Here is a 24212-nt window from a genome sequence, read left to right on the forward strand (position 1 = left end):
GTGGCATGTGAGCTACCTCGGCCGGGCCGAAGCCTGCCCAGCGCGGCCCAGACGCGCGAAATTCACAACGTAATCGATGCCGCTCGCAACTGTCAGCGCCACAGCGATCGCCATGGTCACGAGGTTCACCCAGTTGACCCAGTCACCGAGCAGCGAGGCGAGCGGAAAGAGCGCCAGCGCAATGGCCACCGATTGTGCAACAGTCTTCAGCTTTCCCATCCACGCTGCGGCGACCACGATGGTACGCGCTTCGAACAGCCGGTGCACGGTGATTCCGATCTCACGGACGAGCACCAGAACCGTGATCCACCAGGGAAGCTCACCGAGGATAGACAGGCCTACGAGGGCGGCTCCGGTCAAGAACTTGTCGGCAATGGGATCGAGGAGTTTGCCGAGGTCGGTCACCAGGCTGCGAGAACGGGCGATGTATCCGTCCCACGCATCCGTCGCGATAGCTACGACGAAGAAGGCGGCGGCGGCCCAGCGAAGTGGGCCCATGTGGCCGTCATCCGCCAGAAGCATCCAGACGAAGAACGGCGTGGCAACGATCCTCGCGCCGGTGATGACATTCGGTGCATTCCAGTTGCTTGGCTTGGCCGGTGGTTGAGTCACACTCTCACCCTAGTCGCGACCGGTGAGCTGCCAGGCGTCTTCATCGTCACCGTCGACCTCTTCCAGGCCAGTGTACTTCTGCGTGATTGGGTCGTCATAACGATCGTCACCGAACCCGGAACTGTCAGCCCGGAGCGGCTCGATGACATCGGTCGCCGCTTCGGACACAACGTCAAAGTCTTGCGAGGCGTGGGAAGACGAGGCATCCTGCAAGTTCTGGGGTGCCTGCGCCGCAGCCGGTGCGGGCACCGAAACCTGAGCGGATGCCGAAGCGCCTGATGCGGCTGCCGAGGACTGAGTGGGCCCGTTGCCGGTGACACCCGCGAGTACCTCCGCGAGCTGCTCGGGTGCGACGAGTACATCGCGCGCCTTCGAACCCTCAGACGGACCAACGATGTCGCGAGACTCCATCAGATCCATCAGGCGTCCCGCCTTGGCAAATCCCACGCGGAGTTTGCGCTGCAGCATCGACGTGGATCCGAACTGCGAACTGACCACGAGCTCAATGGCCGCCAGGAGGACATCGAGGTCGTCGCCGATATCGGCGTCGACTTCCTTTTTTTCCACGACCTGAGCCACGTCGGCTCGGTATTCCGGTCGGGCCTGAGTCTTGACATGTTCGACAACGCGGGCGATTTCGGCCTCGTTGACCCACGCACCCTGCACGCGGATCGCTGTCGATTCACCATTCAGGAGGAGCAGCCCGTCACCCTGCCCAATAAGTCGTTCGGCCCCGACCTCGTCAAGAATCACTCGAGAGTCGGTGCCGGAAGCCACCGCGAACGCGTAGCGGCTCGGAACGTTTGACTTGATCACCCCGGTGACGACGTTGACCGATGGGCGCTGGGTCGCAAGCACCAGGTGGATCCCCGCCGCTCGCGCGAGCTGGGTGATCCGCTGAATCGAATCTTCAACGTCGCGAGGAGCCACGAGCATGAGGTCGGCGAGCTCGTCCACCACAACCAAGAGGTAGGGATAGGGCTTCAACACGCGCTGACTGCCCTCGGGAAGCACGAGCGAGCCCGACCGGACCGCCTCGTTGAAATCGTCGATATGACGGAACCCGAAGCTTGCCAGGTCGTCGTAACGCATGTCCATTTCCTTCACGACCCACTGCAGCGCCTCGGCGGCCTTCTTGGGGTTCGTGATGATGGGAGTGATCAAGTGCGGCACGCCCTGATAGACAGTCAACTCAACCCGCTTGGGGTCAACCAACACCATCCTCACTTCGGCGGGGGTCGCGCGCATGAGAATGCTGGTGATCATCGAGTTGATGAAGCTTGACTTACCAGACCCCGTGGCTCCGGCGACCAACAAGTGAGGCATCTTCGCGAGATTCGCGACGACGAAATCGCCCTTCACATCTTTGCCAATGGCGATGGTCATCGGGTGAGGCGAGCGCTGGGCTCGCGCCGAGCGGAGCACGTCCCCAAGCGCCACGTTCTCGCGATCCTGATTCGGGATTTCAATACCGATCGCGCTCTTTCCCGGAATCGGCGAAAGGATGCGGATTTCATTCGAGGCAACCGCGTACGCCAGGTTCTTGGTGAGCGCAGTCACCTTTTCAACCTTCACCCCGGGCCCGAGCGCCACCTCGTACTGCGTGACCGTCGGGCCGCGAGAAAACCCGGTGACCTGCGCGTCGACGTTGAACTGCGTCAGCACATCGGTAATGGAGGCCATGATCGTGTCATTCGCCTGCGTACGCGACTTCGGCGGGTCGCCCTGCGAAAGCGTGCCCTGGTCGGGAAGCACGTAGGGGTGCTGCGCATTCTCGTGCGGCTGAGCCACCTGGAACGTCGTCGTCGCGGCAGCCTCGCCCCGCAGCTGCGCGATCTCGACATCTTCGGCGACACTCGAGGTCGGCTCGTCGGCGTTGCCACCAAACAGATCGTCAGCAAACACGTCGGTCGGCTGCTCTGCTTCGAGCGCCGTGTCAAAGGCCCCCTTCGCCGCAGCCCCGGGGTCGACGCCCAACACTTCAGTCAGACCGGATTCGGTGGAGGCGTACTCTGGTTCTTCCTCACGACCCGACTCGGTGCGCCGCCACCAGGGCAGCCCTCCGGTGTTCCCGGTCTCGTTGAGGTCAAAGAGCACCTCGGAGTCGCCTCGCGATGTGAGTCGCGGGCGTTCCGCAGAGGATCCCCCAGCGGCATGTGCGTCTGATTCGACTTCGTCGATTTGCGCGCCAAAAAGATACCCATACGCCTCACGCATGCGTGCGAATACTCGACTCGGTGGGGTCTTCGTGACGATCAGCACTGAGAGCGCCGCGAGCACGGAAAGCACGGGCACGGCGACCCACACGGTGAGCATCGCAAGCGGTGCACCCACCATCCATCCGAGGAGCCCCCCAGCTTGCGCGAGAGCGACCATTCCGTCCGACGGCTGCGGCTGCGCGCCCAAAACATGAGCCAAGCCCGAGACACTCAGAATCGCGATCGCGAGGCCGATGGCGATGCGACGATTGTCGTGCACCCCAGAGGGATGATTGAAGAGCCAGAAGGCGAAACCGACCATAATGATCGGCATCCCGAAGGCCACGCGACCAAACAGCCCACCAAAACTCCATGAGCTGACCTGCGTGGCCACCGCATTGCCGAGCAAGAACCATTCGATCACTGCTCCCACGATTGCGAGCGTCACAAGCAGCATCGGGATGCCGTCACGACGCTCCTCGGGAGCCATGGGTTCTGGACGAAACGCTCGCGCCCCTCCCCCGATCGCGTGTGACAGACCGAGCCACGCCCTGACCATCACGTTCTCTGGTTCAGCGGCCTCGACGAGCACTCTGGTTTTTGCGGTCGACCCCGCTCTCGCGCCGCGCGCGGGGGCGGAGGCTTTGCCGCGCGCCGAAGACTTGGTAGCCATGCGTTCACGCTACAACCCACTCGCCAGGAGGCCCGGATGGGCAGCGGCGAGCCGCAGACTCAAACTCTCAGCTTACGAACCGGGTACCCTGAGTAAGACATGAATGACACCACGCTCACTGCGCGAACCGCCACTTCCACGGAAATCGACCGTTGGGATTCGCTCGTGGCCGCAAACCCGGGGGGCGGCGAATTTCTCGCCGCTCGGGCTTTCGCTGACACCAAGAGTCAGGTGGGATGGGTGCCTCGATACCTGGTGTTCACACGCGGATCGGCGATCCACAGCGTGGCGCTCGTCTGTGAACGCCAGATCCCCCTGCTGGGGCACCTGTGGTACATACCGCGTGGCCCTGCAGCACCGGACTTCGATGCCTTTGCAGAGCACCTTCGGGCACTTCACCGTTTCGCGCGCGAAGCCGCCCCACGGGTCTTCGCGGTCACCGTAGAGCCGCCGATCGTTGCTGATGAGAACGCTGGCCAGGCTCCGCTTCCCGAGGTCATCGCACGGGGCCTCGATGTGCGCAACCGCCCCGCCTTGCAGGGCAATGCAACAACCGCCATCGTGCGCATTGATCGCAGCGACGAGGAGCTGCTTGCCAGCTTCGACAAGAAGTGCCGCAACATGGTGCGGCGTGCAGAGCGAGACGGTGCCATCGTACGCAAGGTTCCGCCTTCACCCGAGACGTTCGCCCACATGCATCGCCTCATGCGCCTGGTGGGTGGCGGCACTGCGGATCTCGCCCTTCGTGCACCCGAATACTCAGAAACACTGTGGCAGGGCTTCACCCGCGCAGGACAGGGACAGTTCTATGCGATTGACGCTGATGGCACCCCTGCGGTCATGGGGTTCCTGATTCGCGTCGGTGACCGCGCATTCTACAAAGACGGCGGATCTGAGCGAGACCGTGTCACCCCCGGAATGTCCAACCTCTTGCTGTGGCAGATGATGCGCGATGCACGAGATTCCGGGGCCACGGAGATCGACCTGTTTGGAGTCGCACCCGCATGGGCACAGAGCACGGCCGATCACCCCGCGTACGGGTTGGGGCTTTTTAAACTCTCCTTCTCCCGCGAGCGCACCACTTACGTCGGGGCATTTGACTTGGTACTGCGACCGCGACGGTTCCAACTTTGGAAACGCTGGGGAGAACGCATCGTGAGCAAGCTGCATCGCACACGCTTTCAAGATCTCGGACTCTACTAGACCAAAGGACACACCTGCACCCATGGGTCATTTTCTGCAGAGTGCGGCCTGGGGCCGACTTCAAGAGGCACGCGGCCGCACCGTCGTCAATCTTTCCGGCGACGGCTGGAAAGCTCAGGCCTTTGTCGAGCGCGGCAAGCTGAACTCGCGACTGTATGTGCCGTACGGACCAGAACTTGAGCGCGAGTCTGCGCTCCGCCCGGCCCTCGCCGCGTTGCGAGCCGAGGCTCGGCGACTCGGCGCAGCTTTCGTGCGGGTCGAACCGACACTTACCACCGAGGGCCCGAATCTGGGATTTCCCGGTGCTGCGTTGTCGGAACTTGGCCTCCGCAGAGTCTCTCGGGTGCAACCCGAACACACCCAGCGAATCGACCTCAGTCGCCCGTTCGACGAGGTGCTGCGTGGCATGTCAAAGTCGGCCCGCAATCTGCACCGTAATTACACCTCGAAGGGCCTCTCCGTGCGGATGAGCGAGGATCCCCATGACATCGAGCAGCTCATCCGTCTGCTGGGCGAAGTCACCGACCGTACCGGCATGCACGCGCACAGCAGCGACTATCTGCGGCTACAGGCCCGCACATTGATGCCGTCGGGCGACGCAAAGATGTATCTCGTCGATCTCGAGGGCGAGGCCGCTCCGGTCGCCGCGGCGCTGATCTACGATGATGCCGAGCGACGCTATTACGGCCACGCTGCCGCAGATACGGCGCACCGGAGGTTGTCGGCCGGCGGCATCCTGGTCAGCACGATGATCGAACAGGCGCACCAGAAGGGACTCGGCGAGTTTGACCTCTACGGGGTTGTCCCCCCAGAGATCAAGGATCACGCGTGGTCTGGGTTTTCTGACTTCAAACGATCATTCGGCGGCACCCAGATTGACTTTTCCGGCACGTGGGAACTCCCCGTCAAGCGGCTCAGTTACGCCGTCTACACGTGGGCAAGAACACTCATTTCCGAGCGGGCATGATGATCCTTCACTGATCTCGTCAGTTACTGCGCCCGAACCTGCGGCGGAGGACTCCCACTACCTCGCGGAGTTCTGGGGAGCGCAAGCCTGCAAGCGACAGGAGATACAGCGCGCTGCACGCGGCCACGAGCACAAGCGATGCCACGAGCGCCTCCCCTACGCCGAGCGCGGGAGCCATCTGACGCGACACATGCGCCACCCAGAGTCCCACCGCGAGCGCGGGGATCGCCGCCAGTGCAAACGTTGCCAGGCTCCGAAGGATTCGGCGGCCATCGACGCTGCCGATTCGGCGTCGCAGAAGCCAAATGGCCAGCAACACCTGAAATGCCGTCGAGACCGCATACGCACCCGCGACCCACGCTCCGATGTGCTCCGGCCCCACCACGGCAAGACCGGCAACTGACAGAGCTACCAACACAAGCACCTGAACGATCGTGAAGAAGAATGGCGTTCTGGTGTCAGAGAGCGCATAGAACGAACGCTGCACCACAAAGAGAAAACTGAAGGGCGCCAGCGCAAACACATATACCTGCAGTACCAACGCGAAGGGATCGATCAACTCTGCGCTCGCACTCAACTGCATCAGGCGGCTGAGGAATGGGGCGCCCGTGAAAATGAGAACCGACGCGAGAACCATCACCAAGGAGATCTGGCGCAGTGAGCTAGAAAAATCTGACCGAAAATCCGCGACGCGTCCGTCTCGCCAGGATTCAGAGAGCCTGGTGAAGTAGGCGGTAGCGAGAGTCACCGCCAAGACCGAGTGCGGCAACATGAGGATCAACCAGGCGTTTTGCAGCGCAATCGTCGAGGGCCCCTCTCCGGTCGCCGTTCCGACGACATTGCCCGTCACGATTCCCGCGAGCGTCGTGATGACGATGGTGGCCAGGCTCCAACCCGCAATCTTCGCGGTCTGCCCGAGCCCGATCCCCCGCCAGACGAAGTCGGGACGATACGTGATGCCCGCTTTGCGCCACGAGACAAACAGGATGAGTGCCTGTGCTACCACACCGAGCGTTGCGCTCCCACCGAGTACCGCGATGCTGAGTGCGTTCCAATCGGTGACTCCGCGAAGCCCATCAGGGTCTGCGCCGAACATCACCATGAAGGCGAGGATGCCTGCAATGCTGATGAGGTTGTTCAGCACCGGCGCCCACGTGTACGGACCGAACACGCTCCGTGCGTTGAGCACCTCCCCCATCACGGTGTATATGCCGTAGAAGATGATCTGTGGGATGCACCAGTAAGCGAAGGCGAGAGACAGGGTGAGCTGCTCGGTCGACCACGAGAGCTGAAAGAGCCACACGAGCACTGGCGCGCTCACCATTGCGAGCGTCGTGATCGCGGTGAGGGTGATGATGACAAAGGTCATCACTTTGTTGATGTACCCCAAGCCCCCGTCCGAGGCTGTCGCTGCCTTCACGATCTGCGGAACCAAGACCGCGTTCAGCATGCCACCCATGAGGATCACATACACGGTGTTGGGCAGCATGTTGCCGTTGGCAAATGCGTCCGCAGAAATCGATGTCTGACCAATTGCTGCGACCAACAACACGGCCTTGGCGAAGCCGAGAAGTCTCGAGAGCACGGTGCCGGCGGCCATCACCGCACTCGCCCGCAGGAGCCCTGACGCCACCGATTACTCCGAGTTGCGCGGGTGTCGCAGTTTCTCAACCGTGTCGATGACGCGACGAGCCGCGTATCGACCGACCTTCAGCGGAACTTCCCACGTTCCCGCGTATTGCACGGTCTCGCCACCAAAGGTTCGCTTGAATACTGTGAAGCCGGTCATATCGTCTTCGACATCATCACTTGCCGAAATACCAAAGAGATCAAACTCCTTGAGACCCTGGGCCTTCGCGTCAAGGATCATGTGGGAGATCAGCGGAGCCGAGATCTGCAGACTGTTGTTCGAGAGATCGCGCCCAACATAGAGGTAGTAGCGAGTGTCTGCATCGTCGATCACAAAGGCGACGATGTGAATCTCACCCTCGAACCGGCCGACAAATATCTTCGCGATCCCCGGTTCAAACAGTGCGACTCGGAACTTGTCAAAGTATTCCTCATCGCGAACGAAGAATGATTTTGCCTCACCGGACTCGCGAAGGAGTCGCACGCCAGTCTCGTAGTCTCCGCGGTCGCGGCTTTCCGAGAACGTCATGCCCTTTCGCTCAGCCCCGCGATGCTGCTTCCGACGTGTCGTCGACATTCCCTTGATGATGTCCTCCTCGCTTTGTGCAAGGTGGACAATCTGCGATCTACTGGGCTGGAAACCCAATCGCTGCGTAGCAAATCGCGCCTCCGCTTGCGCAGAGGTGATCGGCAGTGACGGTTCCAGTAGCAGCCGATACGCTCCCAGTTCACGTGCCTGGACTTTGGCGTGTTCTACCGCGTCGTCGAGTGCCTGCTCACTGGCCACCACCGGACCGTATGGCAGGTACAAATACGTACCGACCGCGTCCTTCACCATGCGACCGAAATAGTGCCAACCGTCTCCGCTTGCGTGCACTACCTCTTCCCCGAGCTCGCGCTGGAAATCCCACCACGCCTGGGTCTGGAAGAAATCAGCCACCGTTACACCACCACAACGACGGGAACGATCATTGCCTTGCGGCGCAGCTTTGTACCGACCCAGCGGCCGAGTGTGCGGCGCACGATCTGCTGCAGCTCGTGGTGGTCAACGACACCGTCCTTCATCGCAGCTTCGAGTGCGTCGGCAATCTTCGGCTTGATGCTGTCAAAAACGTGGTCTTCTTCGGCGACACCCTTGGCGTGCACCTCGGGGCCAGACACGATCTGGCCGAGGCTCGTCTCAACTACGGTGATAACCGAGATGAAGCCTTCCTCCGCAAGCACCCGGCGGTCACGCAGATCGTCATCGGTCACGCGACCGACGCTCGAGCCGTCGACGTAGATGAAGTCAATATCGAGCTGCCCCACCGCGCGTGCAACCCCGTCAATCAAGTCGACCACGGTGCCGTTCTCGCCGATGATCGTGCGGTTCTGCGGAACGCCGGTTTCGATCGCGAGCGCGGCGTTCGCCACGAGGTGGCGGTATTCACCGTGGATCGGCATGACGTTCTTGGGCTGCACGATGTTGTAGGCGTAGAGCAGTTCGCCAGCGGCTGCGTGCCCGGAGACGTGCACCTTCGCGTTGCCCTTGTGGACGACGTGTGCGCCGAGTTTCATGAGCCCGTTGATCACACGGTAGACCGAGTTCTCGTTGCCGGGGATCAGGCTCGAGGCAAGGATCACGGTGTCGCCCTCGCCCACCTCGACCTGGTGCTCGCGATTCGCCATCCGACTGAGTACTGCCATCGGCTCGCCCTGCGATCCCGTCGACATGTACACCAGACGATGGTTCGGGATCTGACCGCTCTTTTTCAGGTCAACGAGCAGCCCCTCGGGCACGTTCAGGTATCCCAAATCGGAGGCGATTTTCATGTTGCGAACCATGGAGCGGCCCAGCAAGACCACGCGTCGACCACTCGCGTGTGCGGCATCGAAGACCTGCTGAACTCGGTGTACGTGGCTCGAGAAACTTGCCACCACCACCTTGCCCCGTGACTGCGAAATCACTCGCTCAAGCACTGGCCCGATGTCTTTCTCGAGCGGGGTGAAGCCGGGTACGTCGGCGTTCGTGGAATCGGTCATGAAAAGATCCACGCCCTCTTCACCCAACCGGGCAAATGCGCGCAGGTCGGTGATTCGACCATCCATCGGCAACTGATCCATCTTGAAGTCACCCGTACCGATCACGGTACCGGCAGAGGTACGGATGGCCACCGCGAGCGCGTCAGGAATGGAGTGGTTGACCGCGATGAATTCGAGATCGTACGGACCGAAGGTCTCGCGTACACCCTCTGCAACCTCGTGCAGTACCGGGCGGATCCGGTGCTCCTTGAGCTTCGCGTCGATGAACGCGAGCGTGAGCTTCGACCCGATGAGCGGGATGTCAGCGCGGCGCTTCAACAGGTACGGCACGCCACCAATGTGATCCTCGTGGCCGTGCGTAAGCACCACGGCAATAATGTCATTCAGGCGATGCTCGATCTTGGAGATATCGGGCAAGATCAGGTCAACTCCCGGGTGTGTCTCCTCCGGGAAGAGTACGCCGCAGTCAACCACGAGCAGCTTGCCGTCAATTTCGAACACGGTCATGTTGCGGCCGACCTCGCCGAGGCCACCGAGAGGGGTGATTCGCAGCGTGCCGGGTTCGAGCGCGGGCGGAGCGTAGTGGGGGGTGGTCAAGTGTTTCAGCCTCCTAGGGGCTCTAGCGTGTGGTGCCAGCGATCTGCGGCAGCGCGCCGCCCGCGGCCGCGTTGCGGTCGGGGCGGAAGTTCGAGAAGTCGGCACCAGTCAGGTTGGAAACCAGGGCGAGCTCATCTTCAATGAGTGCAGCCTCCCACTCTTCGGGGCCCACGAGGGGCAAGCGCACGCGCGGGCTGCCGATGCGACCGAGCCCATGCAGCACATACTTCGCGGCGACGGTGCCGGGAACGTGCGTCATGATGGCGCGCACCAGCGGCTCGAGCCGCATGTGCTCGGCACGTGCAGTGAAGAGGTCGCCGCGATTCACCGCGTCGATGATGGTGCGATACGGTGCCGCCGTGATGTTCGCGGTCACGCCGATGAGCCCGCTCGCGCCGATCGAGAGGTGGGGCAATACGTTTGCGTCATCGCCGGAGAAATACAGGAGATCGGTCTGATTCAGTACCCGACTGACCTCACTGAAATCGCCCTTGGCATCCTTCACCGCAAGAATGTTGGGGTGCTTCGCGAGCCGCAGGATTGTCTCGTACATGATCGGCACTCCGGTGCGTCCGGGAATGTCGTACAAGATTACGGGCAGGTCGGTTGCATCGGCGACCATGCGAAAGTGAGTGAGCAGGCCAGCCTGGGTCGGCTTGTTGTAGTAGGGCGTGACGATCATCACACCGTCGGCACCGGCCTTCTCGCTGTCTTTGTAGAGCTGAATGGCGTGCGCGGTCTCGTTCGAGCCGCCCCCGGTGATGATCTTGGCACGGCCCGCACTCACCGACTTTGCCACGCGCACGAGCTCAAGTTTTTCGGGGTCGGTGAGCGTCGAAGTCTCACCTGTCGTGCCAGTCACGACAATGCCGTCAGCACCGCTGGTGATGCAATGCTCAATGTGCCGTTCGGTCGCGGCCCAATCGACCTCACCATCGGCGTGAAATGGGGTGATCAGGGCGACCAATACCTGGCCGAAGGGGTTCTCTACAGTCGTCACTACTCTAGGGTATCTGACGCAGGTAGCGCTCGAAGCGGTAGTTCAGCCCAGTCTGCGAAACGAGTGGCTCGCCCGCCTCGTCAAGGTGCCATTCCGGCCCGATCTCGGGGGCGAATGTGTCGGCATCAGGCACGTCGAGCGAGATGCGAGTCACCACGAGTTCTGCGGCGTGCGGCATCGCGGCCCGGTACATCTCGCCACCACCGATCACCCACAGGTTCGGTTCCACCGATGTCAGGGCTTCCAAAGTGGATCGCGCGACGCGCGCACCCTTGGCCACAAACGCGGGGTCGCGTGTGACCACGACGTTCTCTCGACCCGGCAGCGGGCGAAACCGATCAGGCAGCGACTCCCAGGTGCGGCGGCCCATGACTACGGGTGCGCCGAACGTGACCCGCCGAAAGTGTGCGAGATCTTCCGGGAGGTGCCAGGGCATCTGCCCATCACGTCCAATTGCACCGCCGTTCGCTTGGGCCCAAATGAGTGCGATACGGGGGCCAGCCTGCGGATCCACGGACTATACCGCGACCGGAGCTTTGATGCCCGGGTGATGCTGGTAGTCGATCAGAGTGAAGTCTTCGAACTCGTAGTCGAAGATACTGTCACGCTTGCGGAGCTCGAGCGTGGGATAGGGGAATGCATCCCGGCTCAGCTGCGTGCGTACCTGCTCAACGTGATTGTCGTAGATGTGGCAGTCTCCACCGGTCCAGATAAATTCGCCCGGCTCGAGCCCGGTCTGCTGCGCCACCATCAGGGTGAGCAGTGCGTAGCTCGCGATATTAAAGGGCACACCGAGAAACATGTCGGCGGAACGTTGGTACAGCTGGCACGACAGCTTTCCATCGGCGACATAGAACTGGAAGAAGGCGTGGCACGGGGCAAGCGCCATTTGGTCGAGTTCGGCGACATTCCAGGCCGAGACCATGAGCCGCCGCGAATTGGGGCTCTGGCGAATCTGCTCAATCACCTGGGCGATCTGATCGATGTGCTCACCATTTGGGGTCGGCCACGATCGCCACTGCACCCCATACACCGGGCCAAGTTCACCCTGGTCGTTTGCCCATTCATCCCAAATGGTCACTCCGTGCTCGCGCAAAAAGCTCACGTTGCCCTCGCCTCGGAGGAACCACAAGAGTTCGACAGCAACCGATTTGAAGTGCACCCGTTTCGTCGTGATCAAGGGAAACGATTCGGCGAGATCAAAGCGGATCTGCCGACCGAACAGGCTCCGCGTACCGGTGCCGGTGCGGTCCCCCTTCGGGGTGCCATACTCGAACACCTCGCGCAGCAGGTCCTCATAGGGGGTCTCGATGCGTGGCTCAGACATCACACCAGACTACCGGCCTCGGCCCCGCTCATGCTGGGTCACTCACATTGGCACGAGCCGACTTGCGCAGCCGCTTGTCCTGCAGCATCAACTCATCGGCTCGCGCGATAAGGGCCTGCGGCGTCTCGCCAGCGTCAAGTTCCGCCGCGCCCAGTGACCAGCCGATCGCTGTCACCTGATCGCGCAAACGCAGGCCCATGCGGTGTGCCTCGTCACGGTCAGTTCCTGGGAGCAGCAGCGCAAACTCGTCGCCGCCAATGCGCGCCAGAGTGTCCTGAGGCCTGGTGTGTTCCTCAAGAGACCGTGCAAAGCTCACGAGTACCCGGTCGCCGTCTGCATGGCCCCGCGTGTCATTGATCGCCTTGAACCCGTCTAGATCAATGAACAGCATCGAGACGGGTTCCCCCGTGCGCGCCGCGCCGGCAACTGCGCGATCAAGCACCAGCTGAAAACCGCGACGATTCCACACGCCACACAGCGGATCGGTGAGCGTGGCGGCTTCAATTCCATCCTTGAAGCGCCCGATCAGTTCGCCAATTACGGTGGTTGTCACAACCAGCGTGGCAAGCGCGAGGCCAATCTCTCCTTCGTAATGGATCCCTACGATGATCGTGTAGAGACTCAACCAGGTATACCCGAGCACTCTCGCTAGCCAACGAGGCATGAACCAAATGGCGTAGATGAAGAGCGTAAGGAACAGTACGCCGGAGTTCAACGCGCGAATCTCGGTGAGTGAGGTGACTACGAGGAGCAGCAGAACGCCTGCGGTCAGCGAAATCAGCACAGCTGCTGTCACCAGGGTGAACCGCGAACCCCTCACGAACACCCCGATGGCGATCGCCAGAGCGATGCCTCCGCCGGCGAGCAAAATCGGATTCCGAGGTGGGGTCTCGACCCAAAACACCGTGAACGTGAGATAGGAAAACGCCGCTCCAGCCAAGAAAAATACCCCGGTCGCGAGCGACAGGTCCGACTGCCTGGCAATCAACTTCTTCATGGCTCCCCCATGGGCCGTGCATCTGCATCTAACGTACCGGCGGACACAGACAATCAACGCATCCTATGCTTTAACCATGAACCACCTGGAAGAAGTCCGCGAGATCTGGTGACATCCAGGGCAAGACAACACCCCTGAGGCGGGGCCCCAGGGGTGTTGATCCACCGCTAATCGCGACTAGCGTCGCTCGTGAGACTCAATGTGGTCGTCGAACAGTTCGAGACTCCGGGGATCGGTGCTGTCGTCGCCCACTCGCAGCACCTCACCGCGGAAGAACGCCGGCGACTTGCGTGACCATGCCAGCATGATCACCACGCCGATCAGCAGCACAACCACGCCGAGGATACCTACTAGACCGAGCCCGGCGATGTTACTCCCGGATCCGAAGGCCGGATCGAAGCTGTCGATCGTCGTGGTCACGAAGGTGATGAGCAGGAAGATTCCACCCAAACCAGGCAGGAGGAAGGCAGTGGTGAAAAATCGCCAGCCGAGCTTCGCTGCGGTCTTACGGAAGTACCAGGTGCTGGAGAGCGCCGTAATGCCGTAGTAGAAGCAGACCATCATGCCAAGTGCCGTGATGGTATCCCAGAGAACGTCTTCGCTGAGGAAACGCATCACCGCGTAGAACACCGAGGCGACGACCGACGACCACAGCAGAGCCACGTACGGCGACTTGTACTTCGGGTGGATCTTCTTCATTGATGCGGGCAACGCACCGTAGTGCGACATCGCGAGCAATGTGCGTGCCGGGGAGATGGCGGTCGTGTTAATGGAGGAAACCGCACTCAACAAGATTCCGAGTGTCAGGAAAATCGCGAGCGGACCCATGACTGGGTGCGCGATCGCCGCAAACACGTTCTCAGCGATGTCGGTGTTTCCGAGGCCAAACTCGCCATCGCCCGTGCCAGCCCACACTAGTGTGGCAGTCGCCGTGCCTACATACATCACGAGCAGAATCGCGACCAGGATCATCGAGGCCTTACCCTCGGTCGACATGCGACCCTTCGAGGCCTTGGTCTCCTCGCCGAGAGTCAGCACGGTGTCCCAGCCCCAGTAGACGAAGATCGAGACTGCCAGGCCCGCCGAGAATGCGCCGAAGCTATCAACCGCAAAGGGATTGAACCACGACAACTCGGGCATGTTGCGCACACCGCTGTCAGGGTTCGGCTCTGCGAAGAAGAACATCGCAAGGATGAACCACGCCATGACACCCAGCTGAAAGAACACGGTGATGTACTGGAAGATCTTTGTCGAGGTCATGCCCCGGTAAGAGATGAACGTCGCCATCGCCATGAACGCGAGGCACACGATGATATTGATCCACACGACGCTCGCGAGATTTGCGACCTCGCCGCCGCCATTCATGAGAATGTCGAGTGATTCAAAGAGGAAATCAACCGCAACGCCCGCGAGGTTCGAAAGCACGAGTACCGTCGCCGCAATGAGGCCCCAGCCAGCCATCCAACCGATCCACGGGCCGAAGGCGCGCGTGCCCCAGGTGAAGGACGTGCCCGAATCGGGCATGCGGTCATTTAGCGCACGATACCCCAGCGCAACGAGGAGCATCGGAATGAAGCCGGCGAGGAAGATGGCGGGCATTTGCCAGCCGACCTCCTGCGCAGCGGGCCCGACTGAGGCGGTCAGGGTGTAGGCAGGTGCGCACACCGATAAGCCGATGATGACCGCGCCGAAGACACCAACGGTGCCCTGCGGCAGTCCTTTGCGGCTGATGCCGCTGACGGAATCGAGGGCCCGCGTTGGAGGGCTCGCTGTTGCGTTCTCAGACATACCAGGCTTTCTTTGGGGTCGAGACCCCGGTCGGGAGGGCTGTCGCCCCGATCACCTCTGTGTGGACGCCGTCTACGGAGTTCAAGGGCGATACCACCCCAGCCCTCGGCGCACCGCTGAGTCTAAGCACAAATCGGTGCATTTCCCTAATCAGTGCGCGATTTCTCCACCGATACCGTCGCGTTCCAGCCGTATTGCTTGTCGTATCGCCCCTCTGGCACGCTTTCGGTCGCCGCAGGCATCGTAGACAAGCCCCAGCCGCATCCAGGCACGCCAATCACCCGGGGAGGCTTCCGCTTCTTCCCGGTATCTCGGGAATACGCTGTCGGCGTTGTCCCGGTTAGGCTTGCCAGTCGGACCTGTATCACCAAGGTCATCGGGGAAGCGACCGTCGGCATCGAGCCGATCGACCAGCTGTGTGGATCGCCACCCAAAGAGCACCTCGCGCACGAGCGCCCAGGCACCAATCAGTGGTAAAACGAGAAGCGCCACCCCCATGATGACGGCGACCGGAGTGCCGGAACTGAGTAGCGCGACCGCACGCATTCCCGCAAACACGAAGTAGAGGACGAGCAGGGCCGCCATCACGATGACCCCAGTGAGGGCCCGGGCGCGCGCGCTCATGCGCGCGGATCCGCTGCGATGCCCAGCACCTTCTCGAGCCCGACCACGAGTCCATGAAGGTCGACAATCGACTCAAGCGCAGCACGGATGCCCGCACGATAGGCATCGTTCGAGTGGGTGTCGTGAGTGAGTGTGAGCACCTCGCCCGCACCCCCGAAACGCACCTCTTGGCGGGCAATCACACCCGCCAGTCGTAGGCTGTGCACGGGAACCCCCGCGATCACCTGCCCGCGGGCTGCTTGCTCTGCGTTCGGGGCATCGATGGGTTCGCCTCCGCGCGCCTCGGCAATGAGTTCGGCGGTGCGCACCGCGGTACCCGAGGGCGAATCGACCTTTGCCGGGTGGTGTGCCTCAACGATCTCGACAGAGTGGAAATAGGGGGCTGCAACTTGAGCCAGCACCGTGCCAATCACCGAGCCGAGCGAGAAGTTCGGCACGACGAGAACTGCGCTTCCCGGGACCTCTTTGACAACGGACTGGAGGCGATCCAGCCGCTCCGCAGACCAGCCGCTGGTGCCAACGATGACTCGCTGGCCGCGGCGCAGGCCGCGCTCAACGATCTCGGGAGAAGCGTCTGGGTGACTGACATCAAAGAGAACCGCATCCTCCGCGCCCGAGTCGGGCCCTGAGGCGCTACTCAGCTGCGCTCCAAGCGCAAAAGCGGGGTGCGACTCGATAACCTCACACACGAGCGACCCCAGTCGCCCTCTGGCGCCGCTGACGGCTACGTGTACTGACATGGCTCCAGGCTACTCGCTCGCGACGAGTGTCGAGCGGGAAGCATCGCCCACTGCGACAACGGTCTGAGGCCGCGCTGCAAGCAGTGCCGCGACCTCCCTGATGTCGTCGGCGGTCACCGCGGAAAACCGTTCGAGGGAGGTGTCGAGATTGAAGAACTCCCCCGTGCCCAGCTCGGCACGCGCCAGCCTACCCATGCGGGTGTCGGAATCTTCGAGCGCCAGCGCGGAGGAACCAGCGATCTGCCCGAGCGCCCGCTCGTGCTCTTCAGGGGTGATGCCCGATGCTGCAACCTTGCGCAGTTCCGCGGTCGCGAGTTCGATGACCTCGGAGGCCTTCTGCGGAGCCGACCCGACGTACATGCCGAACACGCCCGCGTCAGAGTAGCTGGCCCCGAACGAATAGGCCGTGTAGGCGAGTCCACGCTTCTCACGAATCTCCTGGAAGAGCCTGCTCGACATACCGCCACCCAGCACCGAATTCATAATGCCAAAGGCGAAGCGGCGCGGATCGTTCGAGCGCAGACCCTCTGTGCCAATCATGAGGTTGATCTGTTCCGAGGGCCGCTCGGTGAGGAGCACCTGGGTGCCTGATGTCTTCGCCGCTTCGGCGGTGTCGCCAGTGGCCTGGGCGCGCCGCGCCGGCGCGCGATCCACATCGAGGCTCCAGCGAGACGAATCTGCGGCTTCGAGCGCACGTATCACCCACTCGACAAGGCGGTCGTGATCGACGCCTCCTGCTGCAGTCACCACGAGCGTCGACGGGTCGTACTGGGTGAGGTAGTGCGCCATCACGTCGTCGCGTCGGGCCGCGCGGATGGTCTCGGGGTGTCCGCCGATCGGCCGGCCCAACGGATGTGCGCCAAGTACCGCCTCAAAGAAACGCTCGTTCGCCACGTCTGCCAGATCGTCCGAGGCCATCGCAAGTTCCTCGAGGATCACCTCGCGCTCGTTTTCGAACTCGGCCTCGTCAATCACCGAACTCACCACCATGTCGGCGAGCACGCCGACTGCGCCCTCCAGATCGGCGTCGCGCACCTTGGCGTAGTAGCAGGTGTATTCCTTCGCGGTGAGCGCGTTGTTCTCCGCTCCGATGCGGTCAAAACTTGTCGCGATTTCGTATGCGTCGCGCGTGGGCGTGCCCTTGAACAGCAGGTGCTCAAGAAAATGGGTGGATCCCAGGCTGCCCGGGGCATCGCCCCGATCGGCCTGCTCGTCTCGCGAACCTACGCCGACCCAGAAACCAACCGTGGCACTGCGAGCGCTCGGCATGCGTTCGGTGAGGATGCGCAGGCCACTCGGGTGCACCGTGCGGCGGAGAAGCCCCCCCTCGAGATCGGCAGTGAGTTCGGGCAGGTCAAGGGGGAAGATCACGGGTTCAGACACGCCCTCAACCCTACCCGTGCGAGGTTCGCCTTCTTTGTACCCCCGGTCACTCTCTCGCCGGCTCTCATCTCGTCCCCTTCCCAAATCCACTCACCTCATCCCACCTCATCCCACCTCAACCCACCTCATCCGCCAGGTCGGGCGCTAGTGGCTGCTTGCCGCAGAGGGAAGCAGCCACTAGCGCCCTCGCGAGGGTGGTGGAGGTGGAAGTTGAGGTGGCGAGATTCCCGAACAAGGTTCCCGAGCACAACGATGCCCCGGGCGCCGAGGCGCCCGGGGCATCGTTGATCCACCAATAATTACTCGGCGGAGGGAGCCTCAGTAGCCTCGACCGACTCGATGACGTCAGCCGTCTCAGCGGCGGCCTCCTCGACAACTGGCTCGAGTGAGAGCTTGCCACGATCGTCAACCTTCGTGATCTTCACGAGGATCTTCTGACCGATCGAGAGCACGTCGTCAACCGAATCGATGCGCTTGCCACCGGCGAGCTTGCGCACCTCGCTGATGTGCAGCAGGCCGTCCTTGCCCGGAAGCAACGACACGAACGCACCGAACGCAGCCGTCTTCACGACGGTACCCAGGTACTGCTCGCCCACCTCGGGGTTCTGCGGGTTCGCGATGGCGTTGACCTGCGCGCGCGCAGCCTCAGCCGACGGACCGTCGACCGCACCAATGTACACGGTACCGTCGTCGTCGATCGAGATGTCGGCACCAGTCTGATCCTGAATGCCGTTGATCGTCTTGCCCTTCGGGCCGATCAGCTCGCCGATCTTGTCGACCGGGATGTTGACCGTGATCACGCGCGGAGCGGTCGGAGCCATCTCGTCGGGTGCGTCGATGGCCTGACCCATGACACCGAGGATCGTGGTGCGAGCCTCCTTCGCCTGCGACAACGCGCCAGCGAGCACGTCGCTGGGGATGCCATCAAGCTTGGTGTCGAGCTGCAGCGCGGTGACGAACTCGGAGGTACCAGCGACCTTGAAGTCCATGTCGCCGAGCGCATCTTCGGCACCAAGGATGTCGGTGAGCGTCGCGTAGCGAGTCTCACCATTGACCACGTCGCTGACGAGGCCCATCGCGATGCCAGCTACTGCGGCGCGCAGCGGCACACCGGCGTTCAGGAGCGACAGTGTCGACGCGCACACGGAACCCATCGAGGTCGAGCCGTTCGAGCTGAGCGCCTCGCTAACCTGACGGATAGCGTAGGGGAACTCATCTCGGGCGGGCAGCACCGGCACGAGTGCGCGCTCGGCGAGGAAGCCGTGCCCGATCTCGCGACGCTTCGGGCTTCCCACGCGGCCGGTCTCACCGGTCGAGTACGGCGGGAAGTTGTAGTGGTGCATGTAACGCTTGCTAGTGACCGGCGCCAGCGAGTCAATCTGCTGCTCCATCTTCAGCATGTTCAGCGTGGTGACGCCCATGATCTGGGTCTCACCGCGCTGGAAGATCGCCGAACCGTGCACGCGCGGGATGACCTGCACCTCTGCGTCGAGCGCGCGGATGTCGCGCAGCCCACGGCCGTCGATACGAGCGCCCTCGGTGAGGATGCGACCGCGAACAATCTTCTTCGTGACCGACTTGTACGCGCCGGAAACCTGGTTCTCAGCATCTGCGGGCAGTTCGCCCGCAGCAACCTTCGCCGAAATGGTCTCCTTCACGCGGGACTTCAGCGCGTCATCTGCTTCCTGACGGGCGACCTTGTCTGCGATCTGGTAGATGCTAGCGAGCTCAGCCTCAGCCTCAGCGGCCACAGCCGCGTAAACCTCATCAGAGTAGGGCAGGAATACTGGGTAGTTCTGCACCTCCTTGGCCGACTGAGCCGCGAGCTCGGACTGAGCCTTGGCAAGCTTGGCCAGGAAGGGCTTTGCTGCCTCAAGGCCCTGGGCAACCACGGCCTCGTCGGGCTTCGTGGCGCCGGCCTTGATCAGGTTCCAGCTTCCCTCGGTGGCCTCAGCCTCGACCATCATGATCGCGACATCTTCGTTGCCGTTCGCGTCAGTCACGAGGCGGCCTGCGACGGTGAGGTCGAAGACGGCGTTCTGCAGCTGCTCAACGTTCGGGAAGGCAACCCACTGGTCGCCGATGAGCGCGAGGCGCACGCCAGCGATCGGGCCCGAGAAGGGGAGACCCGAAATCTGGGTCGATGCCGAGGCCGCGTTGATAGCCAGTGCGTCATAGAACTCGCCCGGGGCAATCGACAACACGGTGATCACGATCTGCACCTCGTTGCGGAGGCCGTCGACGAACGACGGGCGCAGCGGGCGGTCGATGAGGCGGCATACGAGGATCGCCTCGGTCGAGGGCCGCCCCTCGCGACGGAAGAACGAACCGGGGATCTTGCCGGCGGCGTAGGAGCGCTCTTCTACGTCAACGGTGAGGGGGAAGAAGTCGAAGTGCTCCTTCGGGTGCTTTGACGCGCTCGTGGCGCTCAAGAGCATGGTCTCTTCGTCGAGGTACGCGGCTACTGCGCCCTGCGCCTGCTGCGCGAGGCGGCCGGTCTCGAAGCGAATGGTGCGGGTGCCGAACTTGCCGTTATCGAGCACGGCCTCGGCGAACTTAATTTCAGGACCCTCCACGGGAACTCCTTTGTGTCTGAGCACGCGGCGGACAGCCCGAAGCGCTGCGTGCGACCACGGGCGCTGATCAACAGTAGAAAACCACCCCCGCATGCGGCCAACTGGCTCGCGCGGCGCGAACGCCGAGATCGAGAGGGATCCACCACCGAAGACCAGCCCGCCAGCCGGCGTGCTCGATTCATCGATGACGTGGGTATTGACCCACATTCACAGACTACCACCGGGCCCCTGGTATTCCGCGGAAACACGGGAAATGCGGTGGCCCCGGATCGCGCCTGTGCAAACCTGGGCCACCACAGACAATCGGCGTTACTTCAGAAAGCACCCCGCGTCGACGGGGAGCGTGACCCCGGTGATGTACCGCGCTTCATCTGAGGCGAGAAACAGCAGCGCATTCGAAATGTCAACGGCCTCGACCCAGGGAATCGGCAGCAGGTTCGTGTGCTGTGATGCCTCCGCAAAATCTTCCTTGGTCGGGTTTTCGATGTCGGGCCGAAACAGTTTCATGATCGTCTCGTTCATGATCATGGGGGTGTCGACCTGCGTCGGGTGGATGCTATTCACCCGGATCATGTGAGGCGCAAGCTCCATCGCGAGTGTGCGCATGAGACCGACAACGCCGTGCTTTGCGGAAACGTACGATGCCGCGTGCGCGTACCCCTTCAGACCAGCTTCTGAGCTCGTGAGCACGATCGACCCGCCATTCCCCGCTTCGATCATTTGCGGAATCGCCGCCTTCGCGGTGCGCCACACACCCGCGAGGTTCACATCTTGCATGTCCATGAACTCTTCGTCGGTCATCATGTGTGCGAGCGCGGGGGTCATCGCAATGCCCGCGTTCGCCGACACAACATCGAGTCGGCCGAACTGTGCAATTCCGTCTGCCACCGCCGCGTCAAGCTGCTCCTGCACGCGCACGTCGGCGACTCGCGCCACAATCCGACGGTCCAGTTCCTCGACCTGGCGCACCGTCTCGGCGAGATCCGCTTCCGTTGCTGGCGGCGACGGCACATTTGGCTGCGGTTCACAGGCATCGATCACGATGATGTCGGCACCCTCTTGCGCGAGTCGCACGGCGTGCGAGCGACCCTGGCCTCGGGCTCCGCCAGTAATGAAGGCGACCTTTCCCTCAAGTCTTCCCATGATTCCTGCTCCTTACCTGCTTCGTTCGATTGAGATCAGTCTCGAGACGAGTTTTCTCAGATGGTGGATCGGCGCTACTTCACTGGGTCAGGGTTATAGCCCGGCTGCAACAGGTGGCCCGCGTCAACCGGCACCGAGATCCCGGTGACTGCCGAGGCCAACTCCGAGTTCAACCACAGGGCCGCATCGGCAATCCGCTCGGGTGCCAGGAACCCGGCACCCTTCAGCGCGTGGAACGAGTACCCGGCTTCGAGCATGTCGGCCTCGGTACCCGTGCCAGCAGGCTTGCCCGACATCATGTCCCAGGCCCCTTGCCAGCTGGTCATCGGGGTGAGGATCGCGCCGGGATGCACCGAATTCACTCGGATGCCGTGGCGGGCATATTCGAGCGCGAGCGTCTTCATCACTCCGACGACACCAAACTTCGACGCGCAATAGTGCACGTACTGCGCACCGGGTTCCAAACCATTGATCGAGGAGGTCATGACAATGGATCCGCTGCCTCGCTCCATCATGTGCGGCAGCACGGCCTTGGCTGATTTCCACACCCCAGTGAGGTTGACCGCGATCATGTCGTCCCACGCCTCGTCGGAGAGTTCGTGTGCAGGTGCGAGAGAAAAGATGCCGGCGTTTGCAATCAGTGCGTCGATCTTGCCGAACTGCGCGAGGCCCTCAGACACCGCGTGGTCGAGATCTGCCTGCTTCCGCACGTCCCCCACAACAGCAACGATGCGGCGGTCGAGAGCCTCGACCTGCCGCACCGTTTCATCAAAATCTTCTTGTTTCGCCATCGGGTAGGCGACCGTCGAGATTTGATCGAGTGTGTCAATGATGATGACATCCGCACCTTCTCTCGCACTCGTGACTGCGTGAGCTCTCCCCTGCCCTCGCGATCCACCGGTGACCATGACAACTTTTCCGTCAAGCAGACCCATGTGCCCGTTCCTCTCTTCGTTGAGATTCGTCGGAGGCTCCTCCGGAGTTGCGGCATCGCCGTCGATGCCCCTCCATGGCCCACCATAATGGCACTCAGTGCCGAAGGGAAGAGGCGTGGAGAAATACCGAGAGCCCCACACTCGCGTGCGGGGCTCTCGGAAGTGCGGGCGGATCGCCCGACGTTAGTCGACGATCAGGTCGATGGCGCGCAGCACATCCACGCCAATAGCGTCACCGAGCTCGGAGACAAGCTCGGCGGGCACTGGCGCGTCCACAGAAAGCACCGACAGAGCAGTGCCCTTCTTATCATCGCGCGCGATCTGCAGGCCGGCGATGTTCACGCCAGCTTCGCCGAGGAGACTGCCGTAGGTGGCAACGATGCCCGGTCGGTCGGTGTAGCTAAACACGATGAGGTGCTCGGAGATCGGCAGTTCGAGCTCGTATCCGTTGATCTCGACGATCTTTTCGACCTGCTTCGGGCCGGTCAGCGTGCCTGAGACCGAGATCTGAGTGCCGTCTGCCTGGCTTCCACGCAGAGTGATGACATTTCGGTAGCTCTCGCTGTTCGCGTCAACACTGAAGCGCACCTCAAGGTCGCGCTGCTCGGCCAACAGTGGCGCATTCACGTACGACACCGGGTCACTCACAACCTGCGTGAAGAGCCCCTTCAGCGCGGCCAAGCGCAACACCTCGACGTTGTGCTCGGCGAGTTCGCCGTGCACCTCCACGTCAAGCGAGGTGATCGGACCGGCGGCAAGTGCGGCGAAGATCTGGCCGAGCTTCTCGGTCAGCGGAAGCCCGGGCTTGACGTACTCGTTGATCGAACCGCCAGCAACGTTTACGGCGTCAGGCACCAATTCACCCGCGAGAGCAAGACGCACCGACTTCGCGACCGAGACGCCAGCCTTCTCCTGAGCTTCCTCGGTCGATGCACCCAGGTGCGGCGTAACGCTGACGCGGTCAAGACCGGTCAGCGAGGCATCTGCCGGGGGCTCCTGCACGAACACGTCGAGCGCGGCACCCGCGATCTCGCCGGCCTCGAGTGCCTGAGCGAGAGCGGCCTCGTCAATAAGGCCGCCGCGTGCCACGTTGACGACAAAGGCGGTTGGCTTCATGGCTTTGAGCTGCGCCTCGCCGATCATGCCGAGCGTTTCGGGCGTGCGCGGCATGTGGATCGTCAAGAAGTCGGCACGCTCGACGAGCTCGTCCAGCTCAACCAGTTGCACGCCGAGCTGCTGCGCGCGAGCCGCGGTGACGTAGGGATCAAACGCAATCAGTTCCACGCCGAAGCCGCGGAGACGCTCAGCCACGAGGGCCCCGATCCGCCCGAGCCCAATGATGCCGATGGTCTTTTCAAAGAGTTCAATTCCGGTGAATGATGAACGCTTCCACTGACCGGCCGAGAGCGACGCATGTGCACGCTGCAAATGGCGGGCAAGACCAAGAATATGGGCGACCGTCAGTTCGGCCGCACTAATGATGTTCGAGGTGGGCGCGTTGACCACCATGACACCAGCCTGGGTGGCCGATTTGATGTCGACGTTGTCGAGGCCCACACCAGCGCGGGCGACGACTTTGAGCTTCGGCGCCCAACTGAGCGCCTCCGCGTCAATCTGAGTCGCGGAGCGCACGAGTACGGCATCGGCGTTGGCCAGCGCCGAGCGCAGGGCATCGCGATCGGTGCCGTCAACATTCACGACTTCAAAGTCGGGGCCGAGCGCGGCGATGGTGGCGGGTGAGAGTTCTTCGGCGATCAGTACGACTGGCGCAGGCAACGGGCGGTTCCTTCGAGGTCGA

At 62.3% G+C, this 24212-nt stretch carries 19 protein-coding genes; 2 read left to right on the forward strand and 17 right to left on the reverse strand.

Annotation, left to right across the window (positions count from 1 at the left end):
• Window positions 1–12: 12 nt before the first annotated feature.
• Both pgsA and ACTNFK_RS08535 read right to left on the reverse strand, forming a co-directional pair.
• Window positions 13–612, reverse strand: a complete 600-nt coding sequence (pgsA, locus tag ACTNFK_RS08530; RefSeq protein WP_435937302.1) for a CDP-diacylglycerol--glycerol-3-phosphate 3-phosphatidyltransferase — start codon at window positions 610–612, stop codon at window positions 13–15.
• Window positions 613–621: 9 nt separating this feature from the next.
• Window positions 622–3483 (reverse strand): FtsK/SpoIIIE family DNA translocase, encoded by a 2862-nt coding sequence (locus tag ACTNFK_RS08535; RefSeq protein WP_435937303.1) that lies wholly within the window; start codon window positions 3481–3483, stop codon window positions 622–624.
• Between the two features lie 99 nt (window positions 3484–3582).
• Between ACTNFK_RS08535 and ACTNFK_RS08540 the strand changes: the two genes are divergently transcribed.
• Both ACTNFK_RS08540 and ACTNFK_RS08545 read left to right on the forward strand, forming a co-directional pair.
• Window positions 3583–4686, forward strand: a complete 1104-nt coding sequence (locus ACTNFK_RS08540) for a lipid II:glycine glycyltransferase FemX (protein ID WP_435937304.1) — start codon at window positions 3583–3585, stop codon at window positions 4684–4686.
• A gap of 22 nt (window positions 4687–4708) precedes the next feature.
• On the forward strand, window positions 4709–5653 hold the full coding sequence (locus tag ACTNFK_RS08545; protein ID WP_435937306.1) for a lipid II:glycine glycyltransferase FemX: 945 nt from the start codon (window positions 4709–4711) through the stop codon (window positions 5651–5653).
• Between the two features lie 19 nt (window positions 5654–5672).
• On the opposite strand, the gene murJ is transcribed toward ACTNFK_RS08545, so the two are convergent.
• From murJ to serA, 15 genes are all read right to left on the reverse strand, one after another.
• The gene (gene murJ / locus ACTNFK_RS08550; RefSeq protein ID WP_435937308.1) at window positions 5673–7286 is read right to left on the reverse strand and encodes a murein biosynthesis integral membrane protein MurJ; all 1614 of its coding nucleotides are present in this window, start codon (window positions 7284–7286) and stop codon (window positions 5673–5675) included.
• Window positions 7287–7289: 3 nt separating this feature from the next.
• On the reverse strand, window positions 7290–8222 hold the full coding sequence (locus tag ACTNFK_RS08555) for a lipid II:glycine glycyltransferase FemX (RefSeq protein ID WP_435937309.1): 933 nt from the start codon (window positions 8220–8222) through the stop codon (window positions 7290–7292).
• A gap of 2 nt (window positions 8223–8224) precedes the next feature.
• Window positions 8225–9901: a ribonuclease J gene (locus ACTNFK_RS08560; RefSeq protein ID WP_435937310.1), complete on the reverse strand. Its 1677-nt coding sequence runs from the start codon at window positions 9899–9901 to the stop codon at window positions 8225–8227.
• A 22-nt stretch (window positions 9902–9923) separates the two neighbouring features.
• Complete coding sequence (gene dapA / locus ACTNFK_RS08565; RefSeq protein ID WP_435937311.1) at window positions 9924–10901, reverse strand: 4-hydroxy-tetrahydrodipicolinate synthase; 978 nt, start codon at window positions 10899–10901, stop codon at window positions 9924–9926.
• Window positions 10902–10905: 4 nt separating this feature from the next.
• On the reverse strand, window positions 10906–11415 hold the full coding sequence (locus ACTNFK_RS08570; RefSeq protein ID WP_433647036.1) for a dihydrofolate reductase: 510 nt from the start codon (window positions 11413–11415) through the stop codon (window positions 10906–10908).
• A 3-nt stretch (window positions 11416–11418) separates the two neighbouring features.
• On the reverse strand, window positions 11419–12228 hold the full coding sequence (locus ACTNFK_RS08575) for a thymidylate synthase (protein ID WP_435937312.1): 810 nt from the start codon (window positions 12226–12228) through the stop codon (window positions 11419–11421).
• A 28-nt stretch (window positions 12229–12256) separates the two neighbouring features.
• The gene (locus ACTNFK_RS08580; RefSeq protein WP_435937313.1) at window positions 12257–13225 is read right to left on the reverse strand and encodes a GGDEF domain-containing protein; all 969 of its coding nucleotides are present in this window, start codon (window positions 13223–13225) and stop codon (window positions 12257–12259) included.
• A 177-nt stretch (window positions 13226–13402) separates the two neighbouring features.
• Window positions 13403–15013, reverse strand: coding sequence for an APC family permease (locus ACTNFK_RS08585; protein WP_435937315.1), 1611 nt, complete (start codon window positions 15011–15013; stop codon window positions 13403–13405).
• 150 nt (window positions 15014–15163) lie between these two features.
• Window positions 15164–15637, reverse strand: a complete 474-nt coding sequence (locus ACTNFK_RS08590) for a tetratricopeptide repeat protein (protein ID WP_435937316.1) — start codon at window positions 15635–15637, stop codon at window positions 15164–15166.
• Window positions 15634–16377 carry a 4-hydroxy-tetrahydrodipicolinate reductase gene (dapB, locus tag ACTNFK_RS08595; RefSeq protein WP_433647041.1) on the reverse strand — a complete coding sequence of 248 codons (744 nt, stop codon included), beginning with the start codon at window positions 16375–16377 and terminating at the stop codon, window positions 15634–15636. Before dapB ends, ACTNFK_RS08590 begins: the two co-directional genes overlap by 4 nt.
• 9 nt (window positions 16378–16386) lie before the next feature.
• A complete protein-coding gene (locus tag ACTNFK_RS08600; RefSeq protein ID WP_435937317.1) occupies window positions 16387–17760 on the reverse strand; it encodes a M16 family metallopeptidase in 1374 nt (457 codons plus the stop codon).
• A 299-nt stretch (window positions 17761–18059) separates the two neighbouring features.
• Window positions 18060–20336 carry a polyribonucleotide nucleotidyltransferase gene (locus ACTNFK_RS08605; protein WP_435937343.1) on the reverse strand — a complete coding sequence of 759 codons (2277 nt, stop codon included), beginning with the start codon at window positions 20334–20336 and terminating at the stop codon, window positions 18060–18062.
• Between the two features lie 309 nt (window positions 20337–20645).
• Complete coding sequence (locus tag ACTNFK_RS08610; protein WP_435937318.1) at window positions 20646–21479, reverse strand: mycofactocin-coupled SDR family oxidoreductase; 834 nt, start codon at window positions 21477–21479, stop codon at window positions 20646–20648.
• A 74-nt stretch (window positions 21480–21553) separates the two neighbouring features.
• On the reverse strand, window positions 21554–22414 hold the full coding sequence (locus ACTNFK_RS08615; RefSeq protein WP_435937319.1) for a mycofactocin-coupled SDR family oxidoreductase: 861 nt from the start codon (window positions 22412–22414) through the stop codon (window positions 21554–21556).
• 183 nt (window positions 22415–22597) lie between these two features.
• Window positions 22598–24190: a phosphoglycerate dehydrogenase gene (gene serA, locus ACTNFK_RS08620; RefSeq protein WP_435937320.1), complete on the reverse strand. Its 1593-nt coding sequence runs from the start codon at window positions 24188–24190 to the stop codon at window positions 22598–22600.
• Window positions 24191–24212: the final 22 nt, after the last annotated feature.

Source organism: Leucobacter fengyongliangi, assembly GCF_052386045.1.